This window comes from Aequoribacter fuscus, assembly GCF_009910365.1.
In the GTDB taxonomy this organism is placed as follows: Bacteria; Pseudomonadota; Gammaproteobacteria; order Pseudomonadales; family Halieaceae; genus Aequoribacter; species Aequoribacter fuscus.
Genome location: NZ_CP036423.1, coordinates 906821 through 931685, shown reverse-complemented (window position 1 = coordinate 931685; position 24865 = coordinate 906821). Strand labels below are relative to the sequence as shown.

Below are 24865 nucleotides of genomic sequence, written 5' to 3'. Positions count from 1 at the left end.
AATTTAGTATTCGAGAATCTGAGATAATCATTTCTTCAATCCATTTTTGGTTTAACTTTTTCGACTTATACGACTCTGATAGGACCGCTTTTTATTCGCGAGTTTTTTCTTCCCATAAGCGGATATCATCAGCACGCCAGCGTGTACAGCCGGCGGATAAGTGGACGGGTTTTGGGAAGTCGCCTGCTTTGGCCCAACGCCAAGGGGTACATCGAGAGACGCCATATCGCTCAGCAATTTGGCGGTCAGTGAGATATGTGATTTGTTGCATGTCGTGCCTCCGTTGTGCTTTGAATATCAACGGGGCTAGATTCGCCGTAATTAGGCGTTTGTCGTAGTCAGCAAACGGGAACGCTTTTATTTATTTTTTGTGCTTACGCCCAATTTGTACCAAGTGTTCTTGACGTATTCCAGCGAATAGTCGGGCCCCAGTGCCTCTGCGACGGCTCTGAAAGCTCGATTTTTCACAGGATCGACAGATAGCTGGGCTCTCACAAGCCTAGCTATTTCCCACCCGGGCATGCGGGCGGATTTTACTCTAACCTTGGGGTTTCGCTCTTTCCTCTGCTTTGGAAGCAAGGTGACTGCATGACGCAACACAGGATCTTCATCGCCAGACAAACTATCGATCGCCTCAGCCCTGCTTATAGCCCCCTTGGGTAGCCTACCGCCTTTCCGTGCTAGCGCATCGGCAATCTTCAATCGACCATATAACCTCAGCGCCTTAATGATCAGACGCTCAATATATCTAGGGTCTGTTAGATCGCCGTGCGGGTCAGCCAGCGCTTTTTCGGCCTCGACCATATATTTATTCCACATTTCCGCCGCAACAGCGTCATATTCCTGGGCTGACACCAACCGAACATTGCCAGTGGCGGGATCTACATACATAGAAGAGCGATTCATGCTTGGCCTCGTGTTGGCGTCACTGCAGTGCGCTTCGCTGGGTTGTCTATGAATTTTGCCCAGTCTGTCATCAATTTTGTTCGCTGTGAAATCAGTTCATCGCGCGCATACGCCGCCCTAGTGGCGTCATTGTTAACGTGAGCAAGCGCCAGTTCTGACACTTCATCGGCATAGCTCGTTGATGATCTTGCCCAGTCTTTAAAACATGATCGGAAACCGTGCGGGGTAGCATCAACCCCCATTCGTCTGCATACAGCTAATACGCTCACATCCGATAAAACGCCCCCCCTCGCTCCGGTGAATATGAAATTGCTTCCTTCCATACGTGGAACACGCGAGAGTAATTCCAGCGCGGTATCCGATAGCGGCACCTTGTGATTCTTGCGTGACTTCATCCGTTCGGCTGGTACGTGCCAAATTCGGGCGCTTTCGTCAATCTCACCCCAGGTGGCAAAGCGCACCTCGCCAGATCGTGCAGCGGTTAGAATGATGAATTCCAATGCGCGCGCGGCCAGTCCATCCCGGCAGCGCAAATCACTCATAAACTCAGGCACTATTTTCCAGGGGAGCGCTCTGTGATGTCTGATCTTTTTTATCTTGCTAGGCGTCGGCAATAGCTCGCTCAAATTATCTGACCAGCGCGCCGGGTTATCTCCAGCACGATACTTAGATACAGTCGCCCAGCTCAACACCGATTCAAGGCGCTGCCGCACCCTAGTCGCCGTTTCGGTTTTGATTTTCCATATCGGCTCCAACACCTTGAGAATATGGGGCAGTTCGATAGCATCAACAGGAAGGTGGCCGATGTGAGCAAAGGCGTGGCGCTCTAATGAATTGATCCAGTCGCGCCGATGCTTGGGATTGCTGAACTCATCTTGGCGTGCAGCATGGCAGCGGTACGCCGCCTCTTTAAAGGTCAATGCTTTAGCTTGACTTGCACGTATCGCGTCACGCGCCGATTTTCGCTCAGCTATGGGATCGATACCGCCTAATATCCGTTCGCGCAGTTCGCGTGCCTTAGCGCGCGCATCCGACAACGTAACATCAGGGAACCCGCCTAAACCGATATCGCGGCGCTTATCCCCTACCTTAGTCCGCAAAACCCAAGAGCGCGCGCCACTTGGAGAAACCAATAAATGAAGCCCAGCGACACCTCCTACTGGATGGCGGCCTTGGCCGGTTAATCGGCGCACCTCGACGGCGCTCATTTCTTTTGCTTTTTTTGGCAATTCGACTCCCCATCCTTCAATCGAACTAAAACCGGAGTAAACCTAAAACAAAAATCTTGGGTTAAACTTCCATGTTAGACTGAATCTTTTCGGCTCCCACATTAACTCCCACATAAAAAAGTAACATTGGGTGCGATTCATTGCTACAAATTAAGACAAAAATTCGCCCAAAATAACTATAAATCATTGATTTACATACCAATTAAAGAGCTTTACTGCAACGATATGAAACACCTCGAATGGGGACGCCGCCTCCACCAAAAACAAAAAAAGGGCCACCTTTAGGTGGCCCTTTTTTTGTTTTCAGCGGCGCTGGGTTCAACTCCCGCGGACGCAGGACGCGGCGTCGCCAACACGATGTTGGTGTGTCGCGAAGGCCACGGATGGCCGAGAGCGACGCAACTCCCTTATCGATCTTCTGTTAGGTGGCCCTTTTTTTGTTTTCAGCGGCTGTGACGGCTGAACCCGCGCTCGAAGGAGAAACCTTTCGATCAACATCAACAAGCAGTAAACAATTTAACCGACAACGCCAAAAATCTCGGCAAAAAACAAACCAAGCTACTCAAGCGCTCTTTTGGCAATGCAAAGCAGACGTAATATCGTCCGGCTCAACCACAGCATTGCATTTTTTACATCGCAATTGAGGGTCGGTTACATTGCCACAAGGCTGGTGCTTTAAATAGACCGGTTTTCCTCGCCCCACATCGAGCCACTTATCACCGTAGGCTGCAAGCGCCAATATCACAGGATAAAACAGCACACCTTTCGCTGTGACTTGATAGGCATAGCGTACGGGTGCCGCTTGATATCGGACGCGCGCGAGCAAACCTTCCTCCACCAGGCGTCGTAACCGGGTCGTCAGGGTATGTCTGGGGATTAATAAATCCTCTTGAAACTCTTCAAATTTGGAGTCACCCCAAAAGACGCAGGCCATAATCAAAATCGCCCACCTATCGCCCTCAATACCAACGGGCACCAACGAGGAATCGCCTTTGAGTGGACTTCGAATGAGCGCTTGCCGCTGGGGAGCTCCGCCGAGCGGTAATTCGTATCCCGCGCCAGGTCCCTGCTCTGAGAGAATGTCGATATGATGAATTTCTTCACCACAACACGAACAGGCCACAACGACATTGTCGTTCGAACAACATTTTTTATGAACCAAGTCCTCCGGCAGACTCGCAAAAGTCTCAGCCGAACCGCTCACTACCTGCCACCGCTTTATCGCAAATAAAACCGCATACAAATCTTTACCCATTGGTGTCAGTCGGTACCTTTGCGTACCAAACTTTTGGCTATCGGGAGAGAACTTCTCGAGACACCCGCACTGCACCAAAGAGCGAAGACGCGCGCTCAAAGTCTGATTCGTAATGTCTATTCTTTTTGCAAACTCTGAGTAAGCATCGGCCCCAAGTAAGGCTTCTCGGACAATTCTTGTGGACCAATAATCACCAATGACACTCGCCGCTCTGAAGGTCGAGCTATTTCTTATTTTTCTCTCAGCAACTTTCATTTAACGGTCCCCTATTCGCATCATTATGCCCGACAACCAGTCGTTTATGAAATTTTAAAGCGGATCCAATCAGCGTTTGACAATCACAAAAACTACTGCTCTACTTAATGAACTAGCTCTAGTAATCGAATTAACAATGATTAATGAACTAGAAAAATCGATAAAAATAATGGGAGAAAACAATGAAAAACTGTAATCATCGCTCTTTAGCTTTGGCTATTAGCGCCGTACTTAGCACGGGGGCTAGCTTTTCCAACAACGCTATCGGAGCGCAACTCGAAGAAGTGGTTGTCACAGCTCAGCGTCGTGCTGAAGCGATGCAAGATGTCCCTGTCGCCGTCAGCGCATACAGCGCGGAGTTTATCGAGAAGGCACGTCTTGTGGACATTAGCGATATCGTTGCCACAACACCAAGTGTCTCATTCACACCGTTTTCACAAGTCGACCCGCAGCTTTTTATTCGCGGGATCGGCTCATCCGATGATGGCGCCGGCGGCGACCCTTCGGTTGTTGTTTTTCAAGATGACGTCGTTTTCGCACGAGCGTCGGGCGCTGCCGTAGCCATGTTCGACCTTGAGCGAATTGAGGTATTACGTGGCCCCCAAGGCACGCTCTATGGCAAAAATGCTGTGGGCGGCGCCTTACACATGATTACGCGCGACCCCGGCAGTGAATTTGGTGGATATGTCGGCGTGACCGCTTTCGGCGATCACGGTCGATTCGAATCTGAGGGCGCTGTCAATCTGCCCTTAACTGACAAACTCGCTGCCCGCGTTGCTTTCTCCACCAAACAAAGTGACGGGTATAATTACAGTCTGACGACCGGTCGCGACGTAGATGGCGAGGACAACACCAGCGCTCGAGTCAAATTACTTTACCAGCCCAGTGATAGCTTCAGCGCCAGACTCACCATTAACACAGCAAAAGACGATGTTTACGGCAACACTCGCAAGCCCATTCCCGATGGATCTTTTGCAAAAAATGCTGGTGCTGTTGACATTCATCCTAATCCGCGTGTCCGACAACCAGCCGACGACGGTTACTTGAAGCGCGACATCACAGGTGTCGATTTAAAGCTTGATTGGTCTCTAGGAATGGGAACACTGACCTCAATCACTGCGCAAAGAACGGTTGATATCGACTGGTTCCAAGATCTTTCTGGCTTACCCGTGCCTCCTGCGAGGCTGCAAACGCAAAATATTTGGCGAGAGAAAACCGATCAGTTTTCGCAAGAGTTTCGCTACGAATTCACCGCCAACAATGACAAACTCAACGGTATGGTCGGATTTTTCTACCTGAAAGAGGATACCGACAGAGAAGAGGAGTTTCGACGCGCGTTCTTCGCAATCCCGGGTAATCCGCCGGGTCAAACGCCCGCACGATCAAACCCCGTATTCAATCAAGACAACTCGACTGAAAGCAAAGCCCTATTCGCTCAGTTCAATTACCAGTTTACGGACAAACTGGGCGTGACCCTTGGCACACGCTGGACTGAAGACGACAAAACGATAGATTTAGCGGTCGAAGATCTATCAAACGGCGCACTCCCGTCGCTAGCACCAGCTACGGAACTTTACGATATTCGAAATAGCGAAACCTGGGACGAGATTACCAGTTCACTATCGATCAACTATCGGCTGAACGAGGATGCGCTAGTGTACTTCCGTGCGGCAGAGGGCTATAAATCGGGAGGATTCCAAACAGCGCCGGCTTCGGCAACCTCAGCCTCAGTGAGCTACGAACCTGAGTTTGCCATGACCTACGAGATTGGTTTGAAATCAGAGTGGTTGGACAATCGATTGCGCCTTAACTTAGCCGCGTTCCAAAACGACTACGAAGATCTTCAAGTATTGCAGCTCGTTGAGGCGGTTCCCGGCAACGTGGCCACCCTAGTGTTGGTGACCGACAATGCCGCTACTGCCGAAATCACGGGTCTGGAGCTTGAACTCACGGCGGCTGTGAGCGACTCGCTAACCGTAGGCGCCTCGTATTCTAATTTAGATGCTGAATTCACAGACTATACGACCAATACAGGTGCTGACCTCTCGGGCTTTAAACTTCGCCGAACGCCGGAAGATTCGTCGTCAATTTATCTCGAGCAAACGCTCCAATTGGGCTCCGGTGAAACTTTGGCTCGTATCGAGTATCTCAGTAAAGGGGACCAGTTTTTTGAGAACGATAATCGCGCAGTGTCGTTTGAGCCAAGCTATGACTTACTCAACGCGAGCGTGCGCTACACCTCGGCTGACGACGCATGGAGTGTCACTTTATGGGGCAAAAATCTGACCGATGAGTTATATCGATCGTCAAGCATTTCTGTTGCCGATTCTGGCTTCTCTCGGGTGGGCGCGCCCAAAACTTGGGGGCTATCGTTCCGCTATAACTTCGGAGAAAACTAATGACCGAAGTGCATAACGTACCCGATTATCGAGTATTCGGATCGGGTAACCATACGGTGTATCTTCTGCATGGTGCTTATGGCTGCAGCGACTACTGGACCGTGGAAGCTGAAGTCCTCGCGAATGCAGGATATCGAGTAATAGCCTGGGACGCCCCAGGCTATGGTATTAGCCCGCTACCTACAGCGGGCTATTCCATTGAGTACCTCGCACAACGAGTAGCAGACTTGGTGCGAGCAACCAGTGCAGCAGACTCACACAACGTCATTCTGGGTCACAGTATGGGTGGGTTAATAGCACCGTTGGCAACAACATTAGTGCCCGAGCGGGTTCAAGCCCTGATAATATCGGCAACTGTCGAGTCTCTAGGCCACACCAGTAAGGAGTTTCAAGAGTCTTTCCTACGGGAACGATTAGAACCCCTAAACAATGGGGTTACACTCAGCGAAGCCGCGGCGAGGGTTATTCAATCGATGCTGTCACCCAATTCAAGTGGACCAGCGATAGACAAGGTAAAACGTGTTACCTGCGAGACACCCGATGACACATTCAAGGCCGCGATTACAGCAATTACTCAGTTTGATGGCAGGGCCGTCTTAAGAGACCTTGCCGTGCCCACTCTGTGTATCGCAGGAGAATATGATCCCGTGGGTCAACCGAGCATCATGGAAACGATGGCAGAAAACATTCCTAATGCTGAGTACGTATGCATCACCGATGCCGGTCATTATGCGTGGGCAGAGCAGACAGCGGCATTTAACAACGCAGTATTTAATTTTTTAAATAGAGTGTACCAAGATGTCTAGTCACCCAAGGCAAACGTCGGCTGAAAAAGCCTATAGCTGGTATGTCGTGGGCGTGCTCATGCTGTGCTACGCGCTGTCATTTATTGATCGGCAGGTTCTTAGTCTGATGGTTGAGCCAATAAAACGCGACTTAGTCCTGACTGACACCCAATTCAGCTTACTCCAAGGCATCGCCTTTGCATTATTCTATACGTTCGTAGGCTTATTCATGGGTCGGCTAGCCGATACCAAAAATCGCAAAAAAATCATCATGGCCGGTTTAGCCGCATGGAGCTTCATGACCGCATGCTGTGGGCTCGCAAAAGGTTTTTTTGGACTCTTCGCCGCCCGAGTTGGTGTCGGCGTCGGCGAAGCAGCCCTCTCTCCGAGCGCTTATTCCATGATTGGGGACTACTTCCCGAAAGAATCGCTCGGGCGAGCCATGAGCACCTACACCGTGGGTGTGTATCTAGGCAGTGGACTGGCCTTTTTAATTGGTGGGGGCCTTATTGCTGCCATGCCAGACATGGTCCAACTGCCGTTGCTCGGTGAGCTTAAGTCATGGCAGCTCACGTTTATTGTATTAGGGCTCGCAGGCATACCGATGTTCCTGTTACTGCTTACCGTGCGCGAACCAAAACGAGGTCGGTTTAGCGGTCAACCTGAAAATTCAACAGCGGCTAACGACACATCAATCGCGGGAGCTCTATCTTACTTTAGGCAGCATAAGTCGTTTTATCTTGCACATTTTATCGGAATGTCGATGCTAACGATGGTGGGCTACGCCTATCACTCCTGGGTTCCAGCCTATTTTATTAGGTTTTGGAATTGGGAAGTCGCCGACATCGGTGTTACTTACGGACTCATAAACATCTTGGCAGCACCCGCAGGTGTGCTTACAGGCGGTTTCTTAGGCGATTTTTTTGCCAAGCGGCAGGTAAGTGATGCCTTCGTGCGCTCGGCTATCGTTGGCTCATATTGTCTGTTCGTTCCAGCAGTGCTTGCAACCTCTCCCATGTCCCCAAGCCCCATATTTTCCTTGGTCGCCCTATGCTTCTTGCATTTTTTTGCGAGCTTCCATGGCGGTATGGCCATCGCCGCTCTTCACACCGGCACCCCCATCGAAATTAGGGCGCAAGCTACAGCTTACTACCTGTTCGTCATCAACTTAATCGGGCTTGGGCTCGGGCCACTGCTCGTCGCCCTTATCACAGACAATATTTTTCAAAATGATGCACAGGTCGGAAGCTCACTAATGATACTGGGCGGTATCGCAGTACCCATGTCCATCATCATTCTAACCAAACTTTCATCCGTGTATTCACAGCGGATTCGAGACGGAGTACCGGCGTACCATGTTGAAAATCATTAACGAAGAGAAAATCACCATCAGCCCCGATAATGACAATCCTTTCTTACAAGGCTTGTTCAAGCCGAATGCTCGGGAATACGACGCTGACACGGACACCCTAGAAGTTATAGGAACAATTCCTAACGATTTGTGGGGAGTCTATGCCCGCAACACCCACAATCAGGTCCACGAACCTATCGGTATTTACCATCCATTCGATGGCGATGGCATGATACACAGTGCCTATTTCTGCGACGGTAAAATGCAGTACCGGAATCGCTTTGTTCACACCACGGGGTTTCTAGCTGAAAAAGCTGCGGGGAGGGCTCTATGGCCCGGGGTTTTAGAACCCGAACGCTTCTCGTACAGAGGCTGGGGGGCCATGGGGGCAATGAAGGACAACGCGGGCACCGATGTCATTTACCATAATGGCAGTTTACTGGTCACCATGAGTCAGGGCAGCGAGCCTTGGCGCATGGATCCGGTTACACTTGAAAACTTGGGACCAGACCCAGTTTTAGCAAAAGCTGTGGGCTACGCGGGCATAGCAGGTGAGTTCAAGGTTGATTACCGTACCAACGAAATGGTCTTCCAGAATTACCCTGAGGAACCACCGTCTATCAACGTTGGGACGGTCGACTCAAACGGTAACTTAGCATCGTACCGATCCATTAAGTTTGATTTTCCTCGCTGGCCACACGATCTGGGAATGACGGAAAACTATCTGATCGTTCACGATTTGCCGCTCTATTTCGATCCAGATTTACGAAAACAGGGACAGCGCAAACTGCAGTTTTATCCAGATAAGCCTTCCCGTTTTGGTGTCTTTTCTCGTTCCGATCAAAGAAGCGATATCCAATGGTTTGAGGCGAAATCGTGTTTTATTTTGCACACAGCCAATTATTACGAGGAGGGAGACGAAATCATAATGGACGGTTGTGTGTCGTTTGAACCTCAGGGCCCCGGGGTCGGAGAGCACAGCGAAAATCCCTACGAGCGCATCATGGCTCACTTGGATAAACACCGGACTAAAACTCGTTTGTACCGATGGCGTTTCAACCTAAAAAACGGCACGACAATTGAGGGATTTATTGACCAGGAAATTTGCGAGTTTCCGGTCTGTCGCAACGATTGCAAGGGCTACCCTTACCGCTATATATACGCCAGCCTGTTCGAAGCGGGAACATGGAATATGAATGGCATCAAAAAATTTGATCTTCAAACAGGCGTGCATACGCGATATGAATACGGTGAAGGGCGGTACGGTGGCGAGGTGCACTTTGCTCCTCGCATTAATAGTCAATTTGAAGATGACGGATACCTGATCGTCTTCATTCAAGATCTAGTGCTCGATCGTTCTGAGGCCGCTATATTTGACGCTCAGGCTCTCGCTAATGGACCCCTTTGCCAAATCATACTACCCGAACGCATTCAATCAGGAACACATGCCTGCTGGGTAGAAGGTGAGCGACTCAAGAGAACCTACCCTATCTGAGTGGCAGAAAGACGGTGTAGCCCACTTAGGTGGGCTCGAGCCCTGCACAGCCTTGCCGGATGCTCACTTTAAGCGTCCCGCTAGTAGCCAAGCTGCCACGGGCTAACAGCTAGCCCTTACAACTCAACCAACATCAGACGCATTGCTAAGACCATAAAGACAAGCGCCGCTATTCGATTAAGCATTGTTTGTACCGCATCTGAACACAGTAATCCAGAGCGCAATGCGCTCGCGAACCAAGCGATTGCGCCGAAAACCAAAACCGTAGCGAGCGCAAAGACGCCACCCAGAATCACAATTTGAAAAGCCACGCCTCCTTCTCTGGGATCTGTAAACTGAGGCAAAAAGGCCAGAAAAAAAATGAGAACCTTGGGATTCGTCACATTCATCAGAAATCCGCGACGGTAAAGCAAATCAAGGCGTATTTGAGTTGCGGCAACACTCACACTGACAGGCGCAGCTGTGAAAAAACGCCAAGCGAGATAGACAAGATATAGTGCACCCAACCACTGCAATACCATGAGCCCATAGGCGGAGCGCTCAAGCATCGCTGCCGCACCAAATGCCACTGCGACCGTGTGACACACCAAGCCAGTGCAAAGACCTAGCGTCACGATCAACCCTGCACGGCGTCCACTCGCCACCGATTGAGTTAAGACAAATAGATTATCGGGCCCTGGGCTCAGCGCTAGGCTGAGTGACGCACCAAAAAAAATGAGGAGGGTATCAAGAGGCAACACGTGCGCACTCGTTAAGCGAGTGTAAAATATGCGGTGGCGCCGACAAGAACTATCACGAGGTAGGCAATAAACTGGATGCCAGCCTGCCGGTGTTTTCTGGCAAGCGCTAGGATATGCTCATTGGTGATCGACTTGAGCAATATCACTCCCTTACTCGACACAAACGCCATAGGAATCCGCAAAAACTTCGGCGACCCTAACTGCGCCCAAATCGCGGGCTCTAAGGTCTGAACCGCTTTGTAGTAGCGGTAATCCGCCCTCACCGAGCGCAGAGCCAAAAATGCCCACACTGCCAGTATGAAAGCTCCAATCATCATCACCGCACGCCTCGACCCATAAAAACACCATACCTTGTAACACACACAGTGACCATTCTGAAAGAGGATGCGCTGCTATAGGGGAATAAGGATGAGCCAAACCCAATCAAAGCGCGTAAACTAACACTCAAACCTACCACCGAGAATAACAATGTCCGCATCAAGAGAATTCGAAATCATACTTTGGGGTGCCACCGGCTTTACGGGCTCGTTAGTCGCTAAACACTTGCAGTCCACCTATGGGTACTCTCTGAACTGGGCCATGGCGGGGCGAAACTTACAAAAACTTGAAGCCGTCCGCGCGGAGCTGGGTAATCCTAATATCCCGCTACTCCAAGCCGACAGCCACGACCAAGCAGCCATGGAAACACTGGCCGCACGAACAAAAGTCGTGTGCACCACAGTGGGACCTTACGCGCTATATGGCACGCCCTTACTTGAAGCTTGCGCTAAGCAAGGCACCCATTACTGCGATTTAACCGGCGAAGTCCAGTGGATGGGACATACAATCAAACACTTTCAATCGACAGCGGAAGCGAGCGGCGCACGTATCGTTCACACCTGCGGTTTTGACTCGATTCCAAGCGATTTGGGCGTATTTTATGCCCAGAGCGTGATGCACGAGCGCTTTGGAAGTTACGCGCAAGAGGTGAATGCGCGCGTAGGCCGATTCAGTGGCGGTGCCAGCGGCGGAACAATTGCCAGCATGATGGTAATGATGGAGCAAATGAGCAAAGACAAATCCATCCAAGAAGAACTAGAAAACCCCTACTCTCTCAATCCGCAGGGTGAACAAAGCGGTCCGGACGGTTTAGATGTTAACGAAGCGATCTTCGATGAACACTTCCAACAATGGACAGGTCCATTTTTCATGGCCGCAGTGAATGCACGTGTCGTACGCAGAAGTAACGCGCTGGCAAACTATCCCTACGGTAAAACCTTTCGCTATGACGAACGCCAGTTAACAGGTGCTGACAAAAAGGCGCAACGCAAAGCTAAAAATATCGCGTTAGGCAGCAAGCTTACTCCGTCGATTATGGGCTTAGGTTGGGTCAGAAAACTGGCGGGACGATTCCTGCCAAAACCCGGCGAAGGCCCAACACCTGAAGAGCAGTTAAACGGCCATTTTGAAATGTTTTTCCACGCGCAATCGGAAGACGGAAACCAGAGCGTGAAAACGCGCGTCTCGGGCGATCGAGATCCAGGTTACGGTGGCACCTCGCGCATGTTGGGCGAGGCTGCGGTCTGTCTAGCGCGCGATGATTTGAGCTGCGGCGGCGGCATCTGGACGCCTGCGAGTGCTATGGGGCAGGCATTGGTGGACAGGCTGCAGGCCAACGCCGGCATTACCTTCGAAACGCTGTAAGCGAGCTCCCGACGCCCAGTCATGGTGGCTGGGCTTATAGGCTTTGCGATTAATTTGTCATTACTCGCTTAACAGCCTCTAACCAACCGGCATAAAGCGCCTGCCGGTCGGTATCGTCGAGAGAGGCGCTGAATCTACGCTCGCAACTCCAAGATTGGCCCAGTTCGGCTAATGACACGTAAACGCCTGCTTGTAACCCAGCCAAGTAAGCCGCTCCCAGCGCAGTCGTCTCGATTATTTGAGGGCGCTCGACAGTGGTATCTAAAATGTCGGCTAAAAACTGCATAACCCAATCGTTAGCCACCATGCCGCCATCAACCCGCAAACTTTTAAGCTCTTGACCGTCGGCTTCCATGGCACACAATAGATCTTTGGTTTGATAACACACCGACTGCAACGCCGCCGACACGAGCTCCTTGATGCCCGTATCGCGAGTTAAACCCAACAAACCGCCGCGCGCATCGGGGTCCCAATAAGGTGCGCCTAAGCCTGTGAAGGCTGGCACCAAATACACGCCATGATTTAAGGGCGTCGATTCTGCTAAGGCCTGACTTTCAGCAGCGTTCTCCAATAGCTTTAGACCATCACGCAACCATTGCACCGCGGCTCCCGCAACAAAAATACTGCCTTCTAAGGCGTAGGTGGTTTTGCCATTGAGACGATACGCTATCGTGGTCAGTAGTCGATTCTCTGACTTCAGCGCATGATCACCCGTATTAACGATCATGAAGCAACCTGTGCCATAGGTGCTTTTCGCCATGCCTTGCTCAAAGCAAGTTTGACCCACCAAAGCCGCCTGTTGATCGCCAATCATCGACAAAATAGGCAATTCAATGCCAAACATTGACGCATTACAAACGCCAAAGTCCGCGGCGCTATCGCAAACCTCTGGCAATATCGACGCAGGCACATCAAACATCGCCAAAAGATCGCCATCCCAAACCTGATCGTGAATATTGAACATCATCGTCCGCGAGGCATTGGTGGCATCGGTGCGATGCGCCCGACCTTCTGTCAGCTTCCAGAGAATGTAGGTATCGATGGTGCCAAATGCCAGATGCCCCTGCTGTGCCGCATCGCGCGCGCCGGTCACATTATCGAGCAACCAGCGTACTTTGGTTGCAGAAAAGTAGGGGTCGATCAGCAAGCCTGTCTTGGCTTGAACTTGATCTTGCAAGCCTTGGTCTTTTAGCTGCAGGCAGAATTCAGCGGTTCTCCGATCTTGCCATACAATCGCACGATGAATGGGCTTTCCTGTCTCTCGATCCCAAACCACTGTGGTTTCTCGCTGATTGGTTATGCCTATACCGGCAACGGTATCGCCCGGCTGCAATTTAGCGAGTACTTCTTCAATCGTATGTTTTACGCTGTGCCAGATTTCTTCTGGCTCGTGCTCGACCCAACCATCATTAGGAAAATACTGCGGAAATTCTTCTTGAGCGACGTGCACCAACTCGCCTTCACGATTAAACAGAATCGCTCTTGAACTTGAGGTGCCTTGGTCAATTGCCAAAATGTAATCAGCCACTATCGTCTATCCTGTCGTTGTTTCGCTTTTTTGTATCATAAACAAAATTTACAGCCCAAACCTTATTGACGCACACAAACACTAGAATCCCAGGTCTTCAGTTAGAATCACCCCAATCTGTGCGTACGTCCTCAATACGCTCGCGCCAGGCATTGGCATCGCCGTATTCCAAAAATTTGTCGGCTCGATCATGCGTGCCAGCGGCTTTACGGGCGTGCTTTATGGGGCACCAAAATTGCTCGGTTCGCGCGGTAATCTCTCGGCCGTAGGCAATTACACCATTGCCATAGCCGCAATAGACACAATTCAACTTCTCGATCGCGTTCAGGTAGCTCAGAAGATGGCGGTCTATCACGAAGTAGTCGGCGCGTTTCACCAAGGGTATACGGTACACCCTAAAACAGAGGTGTTGATACAGAGTAAGGGTTAAGTCCAACAAGGCTAGCGGTATCACCATGCCATAGATGATGGGTGCGGTCAGCACATAGCTGAGCTTTGCCTCTTTTAGGTAACGCCAAGCACCCACACGATAGCGTTGTTGAAAAGCCTTGAATTCGCTCTCAAACTTCACACGACCGTTTTCTAAGGTGTAATGGAATTTCTCGCGTTGCTCCGCTAAGTACGCCTGCAACTCAGCCTCGAGCTCGCGTTCGGCGGCTTGCAATCGCTTGATCAATTCTTCAAAACGAAATTCTTTTGCCATGTTGCTGCCCTATTCTATAGCGAACCAAATACTGCTGACATCAGGTTTTGTACGAGATGGCCTCCACCATAGACTACAGACTTTCCGACCGCAATAACCCTTAAATTTTGGTATTATTCGATTCTCTCCCAAGGCGAAAACCCATGACTAAGATACTTTATATCTGCACTCACAATCGCTGCCGTAGCATACTGAGCGAGGCGATCACCAATCACTTATCGGATGGACGCATTCAAGCATTCAGCGCCGGCAGCCAACCCGAAGGCGAGGTTCACCCGCTCTCGCTTAAGTACCTCGCGGAGCACGGCGTATCGACCCAGGGATTGCGAAGCCAATCGTGGGACGAATTTGAGTCGATACAGCCCGATATCGTCATCACGGTGTGCGACAGCGCTGCTGCTGAGCAATGCCCGGTATGGTTTGGCAAGACAATCACACTGCACTGGGGTTTAAAAGACCCTTCCAAAGTTGTAGGCAGCGAATCCGAAGTAAAAGCCGCCTTTGAAGCATGCATCGCAACCATCACATCGCGAGTCAATGAGCTGTTGCAATTAGACCTGATGTCCAAAACTCTCGATCAACAAAAAACATTACTTTCCAAACTTATCGAAAGGACAAACTAATGGGTATTTTTGAACGCTATCTGAGTGTTTGGGTCAGCCTGTGCATTCTAGTGGGGCTAGTTGCAGGGAATCTTACCCCAGCATTATTCCAGTGGTTTGCCGCACTTGAGGTCGCCCACGTGAATATCCCCGTGGCAATCTTCATCTGGATTATGATTTATCCCATGATGGTGCAGGTAGATTTCTCTTCCATTAAAGATGTCGGTAAAAAACCCAAGGGCCTTGCGCTAACTCTGGTAATTAACTGGCTGGTCAAGCCCTTTACCATGGCCTTCTTAGGCTGGTTGTTCTTTAAAGTGCTGTTTGTCGATTTCGTCGATCCGCAGACCGCGACAGAATATATCGCAGGCATGATCTTGCTGGGTGTTGCCCCTTGCACAGCCATGGTGTTTGTTTGGAGCAACCTCACAAAAGGTGATGCGAACTACACCCTAGTTCAAGTCTCGGTCAATGATCTGATTATGATTTTTGCCTTTGCGCCAATAGCGGCTTTCTTGCTGGGCGTTACCGATGTCACAGTGCCCTGGAATACATTACTGCTTTCCGTGCTTCTTTATGTCGTCATCCCCTTAGTGGCAGGTGCCGTAACCCGCCGCCTGCTGGATTCCGGCAGCGACCACTCGCGTTTGAACAATTTCCTCAGCACACTCAAGCCGATATCCATTACCGGATTGCTAGCAACCGTGGTGCTTTTGTTTGGGTTTCAAGCCGAGACCATTATTGCGAAGCCAGTAGCCATAGTACTTATCGCCATACCCCTACTGATTCAAACGTATGGCATATTTGCTATTGCTTACGCTGCGGCCAAGGCCATTCAGCTACCTCACAATATCGCCGCACCCGCGTGCATGATTGGCACCTCTAATTTTTTTGAACTGGCGGTTGCGGTGGCCATTTCGTTGTTCGGCCTGCAGTCGGGCGCCGCGCTGGCCACGGTAGTCGGCGTACTTGTTGAGGTACCGGTTATGCTTAGCCTAGTGGCTTTTGCAAACAAGACGAAACACTGGTTCGACAACGACGAGGCCGTCAACTAATCGCATTCAAAGCCGCGACGTGAACCTGGTGTAAAAAGGCGTCGTCGCTCAAGCAGTGAGGTTGGCTGCGAACGGCTGCGCTCAGCAAACCATCGATAATATTCGCGACCAAAAAAGCCGCGCGGTCGAGATCATCGAAGCGCAGCTCGATCTGATAATGCTTCAACAATGACCTCACCCACACTGACCAAGTAGGTTGCTGCAGGTCCGTCGATACATACTCGTTCACAGTCTCTTCAAAATCGAAGAAGTCGTAGTAGTCGCTGTAAAAATCGCCATGCAAAGCCAGAAAACGCTGATGCAGTTCTGCCTTAACACGAATCACCTCGGCCAACGCGGCACTGAGTGACAGCGCCGATTGCGCCAAAATGCGTTGTTTTGACTGGTCCGCAAACGCGGCGCGTTCTAACGCCATTTTGCGAGTGAACACGGTTGCTAGAATCGCTTCTTTATTGGGGAAGTACTGATACAAAGATCCGATATTCACACCCGCGACTTCAGCAATGTAGTTCGTGGTCAGCTGCTCGGTGTCGCCCCTTGCAAGGATGGCCTCGCAGGCCTCGACAAGAGCGTCCACCAGCACTTTAGACCGACCTTGTTTCGGTAACTTTCTCGGTAGCGGAATGGGCTTGTCTAAATCGGTGGCCATGCACTATCTTTTCGTGTGACTGTTTGATCAGTTAAGCCTAGAGCAATTTCCACCAAAACGTAAGCTCCCTCACAAAACATTAAAAAACCGATAAAGATCAATTATTTAAACGATCTTAGAGCTCAAACTTATGCGAGTTGATAAGATCCAGCAATCACGACTAGGCTAGCGTGGTTAAAAATAAGGAAAGCAATTATGTACTTTGACTGGGATTACTACTTTCGCGTCGTACAAAGCGTTTGGTCATTTAAGTCCTGGCCGGGACGCTCTCGAATGATGATTAAATTGTTACTGTGGGTTCCTCTTACCATGGTATTCAACACCTTATGCTTCGTTTTGGACTACGTATTTTTTCCAGGCTTGTGGCGCCAAGAAGTCAAACAGCCCGTGTTTATTGTGGGACATGCGCGCAGCGGCACGACGCTGCTACATCGGCTTATGTCGGGTGATACTCAGCGTTTTAGCTATTTCTTGTACTGGGAAACTCTGTTTCCATCGCTGTTACAAAAGCACCTTATCCGATGGTTTGGGGGATTCGATAAAGACCATCTCGGTGGCTTTTTCGAACGGCGGTTAAAGGCTTGGGATGAGAAAAAGTTCGGGCAGTTTCGTCACATTCATAACATGAGTTTATGGAACTCTGAAGAAGACCAGTTTGTCATGCGAGGCGCGTTCGTCACCCAAGAGTGGTCGCTTGAGATGCCTTTATTCGAACACATCGATATTTTTCACGTCGATGATTTACCCGAGCGCAAACGCCAGCGCTGGATGCATCACTATAAAGAATGCGTAAAGCGCCAGCTCTTGCTAAACGGCGGGCAACACACGCACCTCAGCAAAAACCCGCTGATGTCAGGCTGGGTCAACGCCATCTTAGAGACTTTTCCCGATGCTAAAATCGTGGTCTCCGTTCGCAATCCTATGGAGTGTATCCCCAGCGCGCTTAAGCTGATGGAGGGCAGCTGGAAAGCAAAAGGCTGGAAGAAAGAGGACTACCAAGTATCGCTTCAGCACATGGCCGAAATTTCGCTGGAATCCTTTAAAATTCCGAAGCAGGCCCTGGCTAAACGCCCCCAAACACCACAGTTGTTTGTGGACTATCGAGAGCTCACCACCGCGCCCGGTGCAACCATAGCTAAGGTTTACGAGGCCCTAGATTTACCCATCACTGCGGACTATCAAAACTACTTAAATCAACAAGAGCAACGCGAAACACAACACACATCGACCTTCAAATATAAATTGGCAGACTACGCCATCACAGCAGAACGCATAGAAGACGAACTGGCCGAATGGTTTGACGAATACGACTGGTCGCTGTCGAGTCGAGCCAACTTACGCCGAGCTTGGGACGATATGATGAGTGCCCTACAGATGGCGCGCAATGCCATCGACGACCCCAAACTTATGCCGCCACCCGAGAATGACCGGATTCTCGCCGAGGGCTACCGCTACTTAATGGGCTTTGCGCACTCCGCAATCGAACGCGCATTTCATGAAAACCGCGAGGCACCTGAATTCAGAAACATGCTAAGCCCCATCACACGAGCCACAATCGATAATGCCGATGCCATTTACTTCTACGCGCCCATCGACGGTTCGAAAGCCTACTGGCTTCGGGGCAAAACGCATCAGACCGCCCATTGGCGCGGGGAAGCGGTTAACGATGACCAACCCAAAGCGCCGCACTACCTGATTTTTGAGGCCAGCTGGCGCGACTTATCAGGTGATTCCGGTAAGCTCACAGAACTTCGCCCGGGCATGCGCATTCAAACCGGCCGTTTGGATTCATCCAGCATTGCAGTCGATGACAATGGCAGCTTCGAGATTCTATTGGCACCCGAGCGTCCAGCGGGTTTTGAGGGCAACTTTATCTCGACTCTGAAAGTGGTCAAGCACCCCCATCCCGAAGATTCAAGTGTTGCGCCCGAGCGCTATGCCACTTACCTGACTGGCCGTCAGCTCTTCAACGACTGGGACATGGAAGAAGCCATTCACTTTACTCTGGAACCCCAAGAACAAACATGGAGCAACCGCCCTGATTACACGGTTGATCGAGCCGTTGCTGAACTGCAACGCTGCGGCGAAATAGCACGCAACCAAATGCTGTTCTGGAATGCGTTTTGGACGATCCCCATGGGGACTTATGGTGAACGACAAGGCTCTATTCCCGGAGTGGCGTTCCCGCGTAACGCGTTTAACACCATTAACGCAGCATCAGGTGCCACAGGCGGCGGCATGAGCACCAATTTATATGCCGGCGGAGTATTTGAACTTGAGCCCGATGAAGCTCTGATTGTCGAGATGACAGTACCCACACAACCCCAATATATGGGCTTTCAGCTGGCGAATTTGTGGGGAGAGTCGCTGGAATATGGCTGCAGAACTGGTAGCCTGAATCGACACCAAATGACGCAAAGCAGCGATGGAAAGTATCGTTTAGTTGTTGCCCACACCGATCCTGGTGTTGCGAATTGGCTCGACACCACGGGCCACAAAGAGGGTTTTATGGCGCCACGTTGGGCTTATAGCGAAACACCCGATCAAGAGGTTTGGCCCACCATTAGCGCCACCAGAGTAGCGTTTAGTGAAGTCGCCAGCCACCTGCCCGAAGACACTGTCAGAGTTACACCAGAAGAGCGTTTACATGAAGTTATGGCAAGACAGCGAGCCGTTCAAAAACGGTTTCGAAACTTCTAGCCAACGCGAGATACAGCGCACCCAAGAGCCCCTATCTGGGGCTTTTTTGCGACAGAGGCCACCCAACAATCAAGATTAACACGTAAAGTCCCCCAGCCCCGATGTCCGCCCAATAAACTGTCGCATAAACGACAGTCTGCATGACTGAGCACGGTCATACTGAGCGCACAAATCAAGAAAACTCAGGGAGCATACTGTGACTGCTTACGTTGTGTACGACGTGGATATCCACGATTTAGCGCTATACCAAGAGTATATGGCCGAAGTAAAACCCGCCATCGAGGCCATCGGTGGACGCTACCTGGCGCGTGGTGGTGACCACAAAGTCATCGAAGGCGATTGGGAGCCGAACCGCATGGTACTGCTTGAATTCCCATCGATGGACGCTGCATTGTCTTTCTATGACTGCGAGCCGTATCAGCGCACCAAAGAGATTCGCATGAAATCAAGCACCGCAAGAATCATCTTGGTTGAGGGAATGTAGCAAACACAGTAAGGCAGCGCCACAGGGCTATTCCTACAAACAGCCCCGCATTTTCAATTAAGACCCTCGATCTGCCTTTAAATCCGCCTCAATAAAGTCCAAGCGGTCCTGGCCAAAATACATCTCGTCGCCCACAAACATTGTGGGCGCTCCAAACACACCCCGATCAATAGCCTGGTTGGTGTTAGCAATCAAGGTTTGTTTGATCGCATCACTTTGGGTTAATTCCAACAGTGCCATAGCGTCCAAACCCGCGTTTTGCAGAGTTTTTACCACGACATCAACCTGCCCAAGGTCTAACTGCTCTTGCCACATGGCGTCAAACACAGCATCCGCGTAACGATCAAACACGCCCTCATCTTGCGCCGCTACCGCCCCGCGCATTAGATTCAAGGTATTAATCGGGAAATAAGGATTAAACTGCATGGGCACGCTGTAGCGTTTGGCAAAGCGCGGAAAATCTTGATTCACCATGTAGTTGCCCTTTGCGGCAACGGTGACGGGCGACACGTTACCTGTGGCTTTAAAAACTCCACCCAACAACATAGGCAGCCAATGCACAGTTAAATCGTATTTCGATTCCAGCTGTCTCAAACGCTTGTAGGCTAAATACGAGGCAGGGCTGCCAAAATCAAAGTAAAAATCCAGTTCCATGGTTAATCCTTAATATTTGAGTCTTGCCGTCATAACCGGAGGCTTTGCCCCTAGTTAGCCCCTGATAGACCTTGCTGATTATGCGCTACCAGGATTCTGACCAAGGTCGAATATCCAACTCAAAAGTCCAAGCATCGCGGGGCTGATTATGCAGCATCAGGTAATTTTCGGCTAAGTGCGCGGGCACCACGAGTCCATCATTAGCTTTTAACTCAGAGGCTTCACGCACATTTTCCATAATCCAGGCAGTATCTACGGGGGCATCAATAACAACATGCGCGACGTGAATATTTTTAGGTCCCATCTCTTTTGCCAAGCTTTGCGCCATAGCGCGCAAACCCGCTTTGGCACTGGCGAACGCGCCAAAGCCCGCGGCACCGCGCAGGCTGGCAGTCGCGCCGGTAAATATGATCGTGCCCTGACCGCGCGTCAGCATGCGCTTAGCGGCTTCTCGGCCCGTTAAAAACCCACTGAAACACGCCATTTCCCAAATTTTGAAAAACTTGCGGCTGTCGGTATCTACGATCTTCATCGGCACGTTGGCGCCAATATTGAACACAACTACCTCCAGGGCGCCGATGCTCGATTCGACCTGTTCAAATAATCCAATCAACTCGTCTTCTTTACGCGCATCGCAAGTGAAAGCGTAGGCGGTAAGACCTTGCTGGTTCAGCTCGTCGACGAGCGGTGCCAGACGATCACCGTTTCTGCGTGCCATGCAAACGGTATACCCCTCTTGCGCAAAGCGCGTCGCAATCGCGCTGCCGATCGCGTCCCCCGCCCCAATGACTAATACGACCTTGCCTTGATTATCCGATGTACTTTCCATTAAAAACCCTCATGGTCGTTTCCCAACGCTGGCCTAGGTTATAACTACAGATCGCGAATCGACAGCCTTCGGGTGAATTTTGACCTGCATGGTGTGCGTTTGCCCTGAGTCAATCACCCGCGCATCGGATGCCGCGTTAGTCGTTTCTATACAGACCATTTGAGTATACTCATTATCACCAAAGTCATTCATGGCTTTTGATTTTTCGACCCAAGGGTTCCACACCACAGCACTTGCACTGCCTTCACTGGTTAGCGTGATACTGCGATTCCAATTGGGGTCCAGTAGTGTGATAGGCGAATGAACATTCTCGTAAACACGGTCCACTTCGGCGTTAACCGTAATCGCCTTGCCAGCCGCTGCTTGGCGTTGGAAATTGCTGGGCTTGTCAAGGTAGGTATTATTTTCTAGGCCTTCAATATGGATCGTGCGGCAATCTGAGACTTGGAAGTAGGTATGCAGGGCTTGGCTTAACGACACGGCCTTATCCGAGCCATTCTCAGTGATCAACGCAATCGTTAGCCATTTACCCACACGAATCTTGGTGCTGAGTCGGACACCTTGCCACTCGGGAGTCTGCGCACATACTTCTGCGGGAAGACTCAGCACAAGCTCGATGACCTCGCAGTCATCACGCTCAATACTGTCTACCCTCCAGAGGTTGCTCCGCGCAAAACCGTGAGCGCCCAAGCCGTCGGGATGATCGCCAAACCACGGCCAGCACACGGGTGCCCCACCCTTGATACCTTTGCCAAGCTCGAAATACGCAGCGTCCGAGCAAAACAACACGGGCTGCGCCTGGTCTTTAGGGCTGAACGATAGTATTTGGCCACCGAGCAATGAGATCTCGGCATCGCAGAAACGGTTACTCACCCGAACAAAGGGTAACCCCCCCTTACCCTCAAAAAAACGCACCTCAGGAAACGAGGCGTATTGAGTTTGCAATTCACTTAGAACTTGCGCTGTGCTCATAATCTTATTCCGTGCCTGTGTCACGCCACAACCCATAAACTGGACACAAAACCACAGCGCAGCAAAATGCTCAAGCCCCCGCAGCCACTCGAGGTTAAAAAAACGACCAAGCGATGGCTTAACGATCTTCTGCTTGATTATCTAGGTTCGTAATATCAAAAGCAGGCACATACAGCTGAGGCGTTTTGCCACCATCGACCGGTAAAATGACACCCGTGATGAACGAGGAATCGTCCGACCCCAAAAAACATATTGCTTTAGCCACTTCCTCTGGGGTTGCCGCTCGTCGCATAGGGATCGAGTCGGTCATAATTTTTTTGACCGCTTCGTTCTTACGCACCGATGCATTAAGCCCTGGGGTATCCACAGCACCCGGAGCGACGACGTTCACACGCACGTTGTAAGGTGCGGCTTCCATTGCCGCGCATTGACTAAACTGATTCAACGCCGCTTTTGCCGCGCCATAGGCGCCCGAAGCTAAGCCCGCGCGCAAACTGCTTACCGATGACACATTAACGATCGACCCACTGCCCTGCGGCTGCATGATGCGCAACGCGGCTTGGACACCGATGAAGACACTGTGCACACCAATACCAAAGTTCGATTTCCAAGCCTCCAGTGTCTGATCTACAACCATGCCACCAATCACCGAGGGCGCGTTGTTGACCAACAAATCGAGGCGACCATGGCGCTCAGCGGTTTCTTTAATCATGGCCGCAAACGCATCCGTATCGCCCACATCTAAACCATAACCCGTGAAGCTGCCACCCAAAGCCTTAACTTTTTCCTCCAGCTCGTCGAGCTTGGGTTTGCGCCGCGCACAGCTGACGACGTGCGCGCCCTCTGCCGCTAATTGCAGCACTGTACTGCGACCGATACCCATACTACCGCCAGTTACAATGGCGACTTTGCCTTCGAATCGTTTTGCTGTCATTAACGTGTCCTTTAACTGTAGTTCAGTTCGATATCTCAATCAACGCACTGCCTTGGGTATGCACACCCAAGCCGTTTTTGCCCACAAACACAATGCTGGCCTCAGTCACGCCGTCTACCTTCGTTAATTCTTGGATCTGCCCCTGAAGCGTCATCACGTCGCCCGGCACGTTCGGCGCCATCAAACTGAACTTAAGGCTTCTGATAAAGCTGCCCTCACCTGCGCAAGCATTCAAATAGGTGCACACCAGCCCGCTCGTTGTCAGTATGTTCATAAAAATATCGGGCATACCTGCGGCGCGGGCCGCCAGCGCGTTGTGGTGCACTGGGATGAAGTCTTGGGTCGCCAGCGCTCCACCAACGATTAAACGATGTGTAATAGGAAGGTGCCACTCAGCCAAGGCCTGACTGGGCTTAGCGTTACGCCAATCCAAGGCCAAACCGCTTGAATCCAGCATGGTCGGAGTGCTGATATCCACCGAGATGTCGGTGCTTGGACCGGACGCCGAAGACGCCGTCTCTACCGCGACTGCCTGATACTGAAAATACGTGATATTGGCGTAGGCAAATACGTCAGAAGCATCGGTCGTGTATTCAACCCGCTCCGTCACAAAATAGCCTACACCGAGCGATGTGGTCTTTTTGTCGCTTATATTAACAACGGTGGTGTAGTGTCTAGGCCACTCGCCCACCCGTAAATGTCGCAAAAACTCGATGTCATAGCTGACGGCAACATTCGAGTCGTAACCCATGGCACTCATGTCATCAAACACTTGGTAAGGGCGGTCGCTCGTTGAACCCGGCGCATAGCGGTCATAATAGTCACGCATGGTCCACATTTGCATCATAGCCAAGGGCGCGAGCTGATCAGAGCCTGTCTGATAGCGCGCCTGCTGTTCACCCATGACCGAACACCATTGCCAAATTTGCACAGCACTGACTGGGTTAAACGCAATATAGGGCCCGCGTCGGATACCGGTGAGTGCCGAGAGCTGTTCTTTTTCTGTCATATCCCAACCAAAACCTGAAATTGAATTCAGATTCAATTGTAGATTCGATTGAATACCAGCACAACTTTTGGCGACATCCATCGTGACTATGCCCTGCAACTTATCGCTCTCAGCAACCATTCAACGCAAAATTCTCGCTTTTAAACGTAAACAAACGCACACTAGATGCGTCGCTAGTGAAACCGTAAGGAGCGAACATGTCAGTGGAACTTATTTGGATCGTACTGGGTATCGGCATGATCTTAGCCGAATTCATCGTACCCGGACTTATTGTCATTTTCTTTGGTATCAGTGCCTTAGTCGTTGGCTTACTTGCCTGGTGGGGCGTGCTAACCGACACCACATATCAACTGTGGCTGTTTGGAATTTTATCCGGCGGATTATTGTTGACGCTGCGCAATCGTTTCAAAGCTTGGTTCCAAGGTGGGAGCTTAGTGGCCGACACCGACACCCCCGACGACGACTACATCGGACACTACGCGACGGTGCTTAACGGTTTCGACAATGACAGTGCCTTTGGCAAAGTCACCTATCGCGACGCGCATTGGAGCGCCAAATCGGCAAACGGCGAAACCGTGAATGCGGGTGAACGTGTACTTATTACAGGACGTCAGGGTTCAACTCTTATTATCCAGAAGGAGGCATAGC

24 protein-coding genes are annotated in these 24865 nt (G+C 50.8%); 10 read left to right on the top strand and 14 right to left on the bottom strand.

Features of this window, described 5'->3' with window-relative positions; translation table 11 throughout:
- Nucleotides 1–91 precede the first annotated feature (91 nt).
- From EYZ66_RS04175 to EYZ66_RS04160, 4 genes are all read right to left on the bottom strand, one after another.
- The gene (locus EYZ66_RS04175) at nt 92–271 is read right to left on the bottom strand and encodes a helix-turn-helix transcriptional regulator (RefSeq protein WP_009576111.1); all 180 of its coding nucleotides are present in this window, start codon (nt 269–271) and stop codon (nt 92–94) included.
- Nucleotides 272–357: 86 nt separating this feature from the next.
- The gene (locus tag EYZ66_RS04170; RefSeq protein WP_040816786.1) at nt 358–906 is read right to left on the bottom strand and encodes a hypothetical protein; all 549 of its coding nucleotides are present in this window, start codon (nt 904–906) and stop codon (nt 358–360) included.
- Nucleotides 903–2135 carry a tyrosine-type recombinase/integrase gene (locus tag EYZ66_RS04165; protein WP_009576113.1) on the bottom strand — a complete coding sequence of 411 codons (1233 nt, stop codon included), beginning with the start codon at nt 2133–2135 and terminating at the stop codon, nt 903–905. Before EYZ66_RS04165 ends, EYZ66_RS04170 begins: the two co-directional genes overlap by 4 nt.
- 562 nt (nt 2136–2697) lie before the next feature.
- Nucleotides 2698–3645, bottom strand: coding sequence for a winged helix-turn-helix transcriptional regulator (locus EYZ66_RS04160; protein WP_009577232.1), 948 nt, complete (start codon nt 3643–3645; stop codon nt 2698–2700).
- Between the two features lie 182 nt (nt 3646–3827).
- Here EYZ66_RS04160 and EYZ66_RS04155 point away from each other — a divergent pair, with 182 nt between their 5' ends.
- From EYZ66_RS04155 to EYZ66_RS04140, 4 genes are read left to right on the top strand one after another with little or no spacing between them, the layout of a single operon-like run.
- Nucleotides 3828–6044, top strand: coding sequence for a TonB-dependent receptor (locus tag EYZ66_RS04155; protein ID WP_009577231.1), 2217 nt, complete (start codon nt 3828–3830; stop codon nt 6042–6044).
- A complete protein-coding gene (locus EYZ66_RS04150; protein ID WP_009577230.1) occupies nt 6044–6850 on the top strand; it encodes an alpha/beta fold hydrolase in 807 nt (268 codons plus the stop codon). The genes EYZ66_RS04155 and EYZ66_RS04150 overlap by 1 nt, the downstream gene beginning before the upstream one ends.
- Nucleotides 6843–8201 (top strand): spinster family MFS transporter, encoded by a 1359-nt coding sequence (locus EYZ66_RS04145; RefSeq protein WP_160195605.1) that lies wholly within the window; start codon nt 6843–6845, stop codon nt 8199–8201. Before EYZ66_RS04150 ends, EYZ66_RS04145 begins: the two co-directional genes overlap by 8 nt.
- On the top strand, nt 8185–9675 hold the full coding sequence (locus EYZ66_RS04140; RefSeq protein WP_009574800.1) for a carotenoid oxygenase family protein: 1491 nt from the start codon (nt 8185–8187) through the stop codon (nt 9673–9675). Before EYZ66_RS04145 ends, EYZ66_RS04140 begins: the two co-directional genes overlap by 17 nt.
- A gap of 116 nt (nt 9676–9791) precedes the next feature.
- On the opposite strand, the gene EYZ66_RS04135 is transcribed toward EYZ66_RS04140, so the two are convergent.
- Both EYZ66_RS04135 and EYZ66_RS04130 read right to left on the bottom strand, forming a co-directional pair.
- Complete coding sequence (locus EYZ66_RS04135; protein WP_009574799.1) at nt 9792–10415, bottom strand: LysE family translocator; 624 nt, start codon at nt 10413–10415, stop codon at nt 9792–9794.
- An 11-nt stretch (nt 10416–10426) separates the two neighbouring features.
- Nucleotides 10427–10732, bottom strand: coding sequence for a hypothetical protein (locus EYZ66_RS04130; RefSeq protein WP_040815967.1), 306 nt, complete (start codon nt 10730–10732; stop codon nt 10427–10429).
- Nucleotides 10733–10883: 151 nt separating this feature from the next.
- On the opposite strand from EYZ66_RS04130, the gene EYZ66_RS04125 reads away from it, so the two are divergent.
- A complete protein-coding gene (locus EYZ66_RS04125; protein ID WP_009574796.1) occupies nt 10884–12098 on the top strand; it encodes a saccharopine dehydrogenase family protein in 1215 nt (404 codons plus the stop codon).
- Nucleotides 12099–12147: 49 nt separating this feature from the next.
- Here the strand turns inward: EYZ66_RS04125 and glpK are convergent, their stop codons facing one another.
- Both glpK and EYZ66_RS04115 read right to left on the bottom strand, forming a co-directional pair.
- Nucleotides 12148–13626 (bottom strand): glycerol kinase GlpK, encoded by a 1479-nt coding sequence (gene glpK, locus EYZ66_RS04120; protein WP_160195604.1) that lies wholly within the window; start codon nt 13624–13626, stop codon nt 12148–12150.
- Nucleotides 13627–13723: 97 nt separating this feature from the next.
- Nucleotides 13724–14329, bottom strand: coding sequence for a hypothetical protein (locus EYZ66_RS04115; protein WP_009574794.1), 606 nt, complete (start codon nt 14327–14329; stop codon nt 13724–13726).
- 143 nt (nt 14330–14472) lie between these two features.
- Here EYZ66_RS04115 and EYZ66_RS04110 point away from each other — a divergent pair, with 143 nt between their 5' ends.
- Nucleotides 14473–14952: an arsenate reductase ArsC gene (locus EYZ66_RS04110; RefSeq protein ID WP_009574793.1), complete on the top strand. Its 480-nt coding sequence runs from the start codon at nt 14473–14475 to the stop codon at nt 14950–14952.
- Nucleotides 14952–15986 carry an ACR3 family arsenite efflux transporter gene (arsB, locus tag EYZ66_RS04105; protein ID WP_009574792.1) on the top strand — a complete coding sequence of 345 codons (1035 nt, stop codon included), beginning with the start codon at nt 14952–14954 and terminating at the stop codon, nt 15984–15986. The genes EYZ66_RS04110 and arsB overlap by 1 nt, the downstream gene beginning before the upstream one ends.
- On the opposite strand, the gene EYZ66_RS04100 is transcribed toward arsB, so the two are convergent.
- The gene (locus tag EYZ66_RS04100) at nt 15979–16635 is read right to left on the bottom strand and encodes a TetR/AcrR family transcriptional regulator (RefSeq protein ID WP_009574791.1); all 657 of its coding nucleotides are present in this window, start codon (nt 16633–16635) and stop codon (nt 15979–15981) included. The two genes, arsB and EYZ66_RS04100, sit on opposite strands and share 8 nt — an antisense overlap.
- 195 nt (nt 16636–16830) lie before the next feature.
- Here EYZ66_RS04100 and EYZ66_RS04095 point away from each other — a divergent pair, with 195 nt between their 5' ends.
- On the top strand, nt 16831–19335 hold the full coding sequence (locus tag EYZ66_RS04095) for a sulfotransferase family protein (protein ID WP_083814325.1): 2505 nt from the start codon (nt 16831–16833) through the stop codon (nt 19333–19335).
- Nucleotides 19336–19531: 196 nt separating this feature from the next.
- Complete coding sequence (locus EYZ66_RS04090) at nt 19532–19819, top strand: DUF1330 domain-containing protein (RefSeq protein WP_009574788.1); 288 nt, start codon at nt 19532–19534, stop codon at nt 19817–19819.
- A gap of 57 nt (nt 19820–19876) precedes the next feature.
- Here EYZ66_RS04090 and EYZ66_RS04085 read toward each other — a convergent pair whose 3' ends face one another.
- From EYZ66_RS04085 to EYZ66_RS14190, 5 genes are all read right to left on the bottom strand, one after another.
- Entirely contained in the window at nt 19877–20473 is a 597-nt protein-coding gene (locus EYZ66_RS04085; protein WP_009574787.1) for a 2-hydroxychromene-2-carboxylate isomerase, read from the bottom strand.
- 85 nt (nt 20474–20558) lie between these two features.
- The gene (locus EYZ66_RS04080) at nt 20559–21302 is read right to left on the bottom strand and encodes an SDR family NAD(P)-dependent oxidoreductase (protein ID WP_009574786.1); all 744 of its coding nucleotides are present in this window, start codon (nt 21300–21302) and stop codon (nt 20559–20561) included.
- Between the two features lie 33 nt (nt 21303–21335).
- The gene (locus EYZ66_RS04075) at nt 21336–22274 is read right to left on the bottom strand and encodes a D-hexose-6-phosphate mutarotase (RefSeq protein WP_009574785.1); all 939 of its coding nucleotides are present in this window, start codon (nt 22272–22274) and stop codon (nt 21336–21338) included.
- A 118-nt stretch (nt 22275–22392) separates the two neighbouring features.
- Nucleotides 22393–23208 carry an SDR family NAD(P)-dependent oxidoreductase gene (locus EYZ66_RS04070; protein WP_009574784.1) on the bottom strand — a complete coding sequence of 272 codons (816 nt, stop codon included), beginning with the start codon at nt 23206–23208 and terminating at the stop codon, nt 22393–22395.
- 22 nt (nt 23209–23230) lie between these two features.
- Nucleotides 23231–24337: a hotdog family protein gene (locus tag EYZ66_RS14190; protein WP_009574783.1), complete on the bottom strand. Its 1107-nt coding sequence runs from the start codon at nt 24335–24337 to the stop codon at nt 23231–23233.
- Nucleotides 24338–24414: 77 nt separating this feature from the next.
- Between EYZ66_RS14190 and EYZ66_RS04060 the strand changes: the two genes are divergently transcribed.
- Nucleotides 24415–24864 (top strand): NfeD family protein, encoded by a 450-nt coding sequence (locus EYZ66_RS04060; RefSeq protein WP_040815964.1) that lies wholly within the window; start codon nt 24415–24417, stop codon nt 24862–24864.
- The last annotated feature ends 1 nt before the right edge of the window (nt 24865 follow it).

Coding starts and splice junctions, on each gene's coding strand:
- EYZ66_RS04125 (WP_009574796.1), top strand. CDS start 10,884: ATGTCCGCATCAAGAGAATTCGAAATCATACTTTGGGGTGCCACCGGC.
- EYZ66_RS04130 (WP_040815967.1), bottom strand. CDS start 10,732: ATGATGATTGGAGCTTTCATACTGGCAGTGTGGGCATTTTTGGCTCTG.
- EYZ66_RS04170 (WP_040816786.1), bottom strand. CDS start 906: ATGAATCGCTCTTCTATGTATGTAGATCCCGCCACTGGCAATGTTCGG.
- EYZ66_RS04160 (WP_009577232.1), bottom strand. CDS start 3,645: ATGAAAGTTGCTGAGAGAAAAATAAGAAATAGCTCGACCTTCAGAGCG.
- EYZ66_RS04175 (WP_009576111.1), bottom strand. CDS start 271: ATGCAACAAATCACATATCTCACTGACCGCCAAATTGCTGAGCGATAT.
- EYZ66_RS14190 (WP_009574783.1), bottom strand. CDS start 24,337: ATGGTTGCTGAGAGCGATAAGTTGCAGGGCATAGTCACGATGGATGTC.
- EYZ66_RS04115 (WP_009574794.1), bottom strand. CDS start 14,329: ATGGCAAAAGAATTTCGTTTTGAAGAATTGATCAAGCGATTGCAAGCC.
- EYZ66_RS04100 (WP_009574791.1), bottom strand. CDS start 16,635: ATGGCCACCGATTTAGACAAGCCCATTCCGCTACCGAGAAAGTTACCG.
- EYZ66_RS04075 (WP_009574785.1), bottom strand. CDS start 22,274: ATGAGCACAGCGCAAGTTCTAAGTGAATTGCAAACTCAATACGCCTCG.
- EYZ66_RS04095 (WP_083814325.1), top strand. CDS start 16,831: ATGTACTTTGACTGGGATTACTACTTTCGCGTCGTACAAAGCGTTTGG.
- EYZ66_RS04085 (WP_009574787.1), bottom strand. CDS start 20,473: ATGGAACTGGATTTTTACTTTGATTTTGGCAGCCCTGCCTCGTATTTA.
- EYZ66_RS04145 (WP_160195605.1), top strand. CDS start 6,843: ATGTCTAGTCACCCAAGGCAAACGTCGGCTGAAAAAGCCTATAGCTGG.
- EYZ66_RS04140 (WP_009574800.1), top strand. CDS start 8,185: ATGTTGAAAATCATTAACGAAGAGAAAATCACCATCAGCCCCGATAAT.
- EYZ66_RS04060 (WP_040815964.1), top strand. CDS start 24,415: ATGTCAGTGGAACTTATTTGGATCGTACTGGGTATCGGCATGATCTTA.
- EYZ66_RS04150 (WP_009577230.1), top strand. CDS start 6,044: ATGACCGAAGTGCATAACGTACCCGATTATCGAGTATTCGGATCGGGT.
- EYZ66_RS04070 (WP_009574784.1), bottom strand. CDS start 23,208: ATGACAGCAAAACGATTCGAAGGCAAAGTCGCCATTGTAACTGGCGGT.
- arsB (WP_009574792.1), top strand. CDS start 14,952: ATGGGTATTTTTGAACGCTATCTGAGTGTTTGGGTCAGCCTGTGCATT.
- EYZ66_RS04080 (WP_009574786.1), bottom strand. CDS start 21,302: ATGGAAAGTACATCGGATAATCAAGGCAAGGTCGTATTAGTCATTGGG.
- EYZ66_RS04155 (WP_009577231.1), top strand. CDS start 3,828: ATGAAAAACTGTAATCATCGCTCTTTAGCTTTGGCTATTAGCGCCGTA.
- EYZ66_RS04110 (WP_009574793.1), top strand. CDS start 14,473: ATGACTAAGATACTTTATATCTGCACTCACAATCGCTGCCGTAGCATA.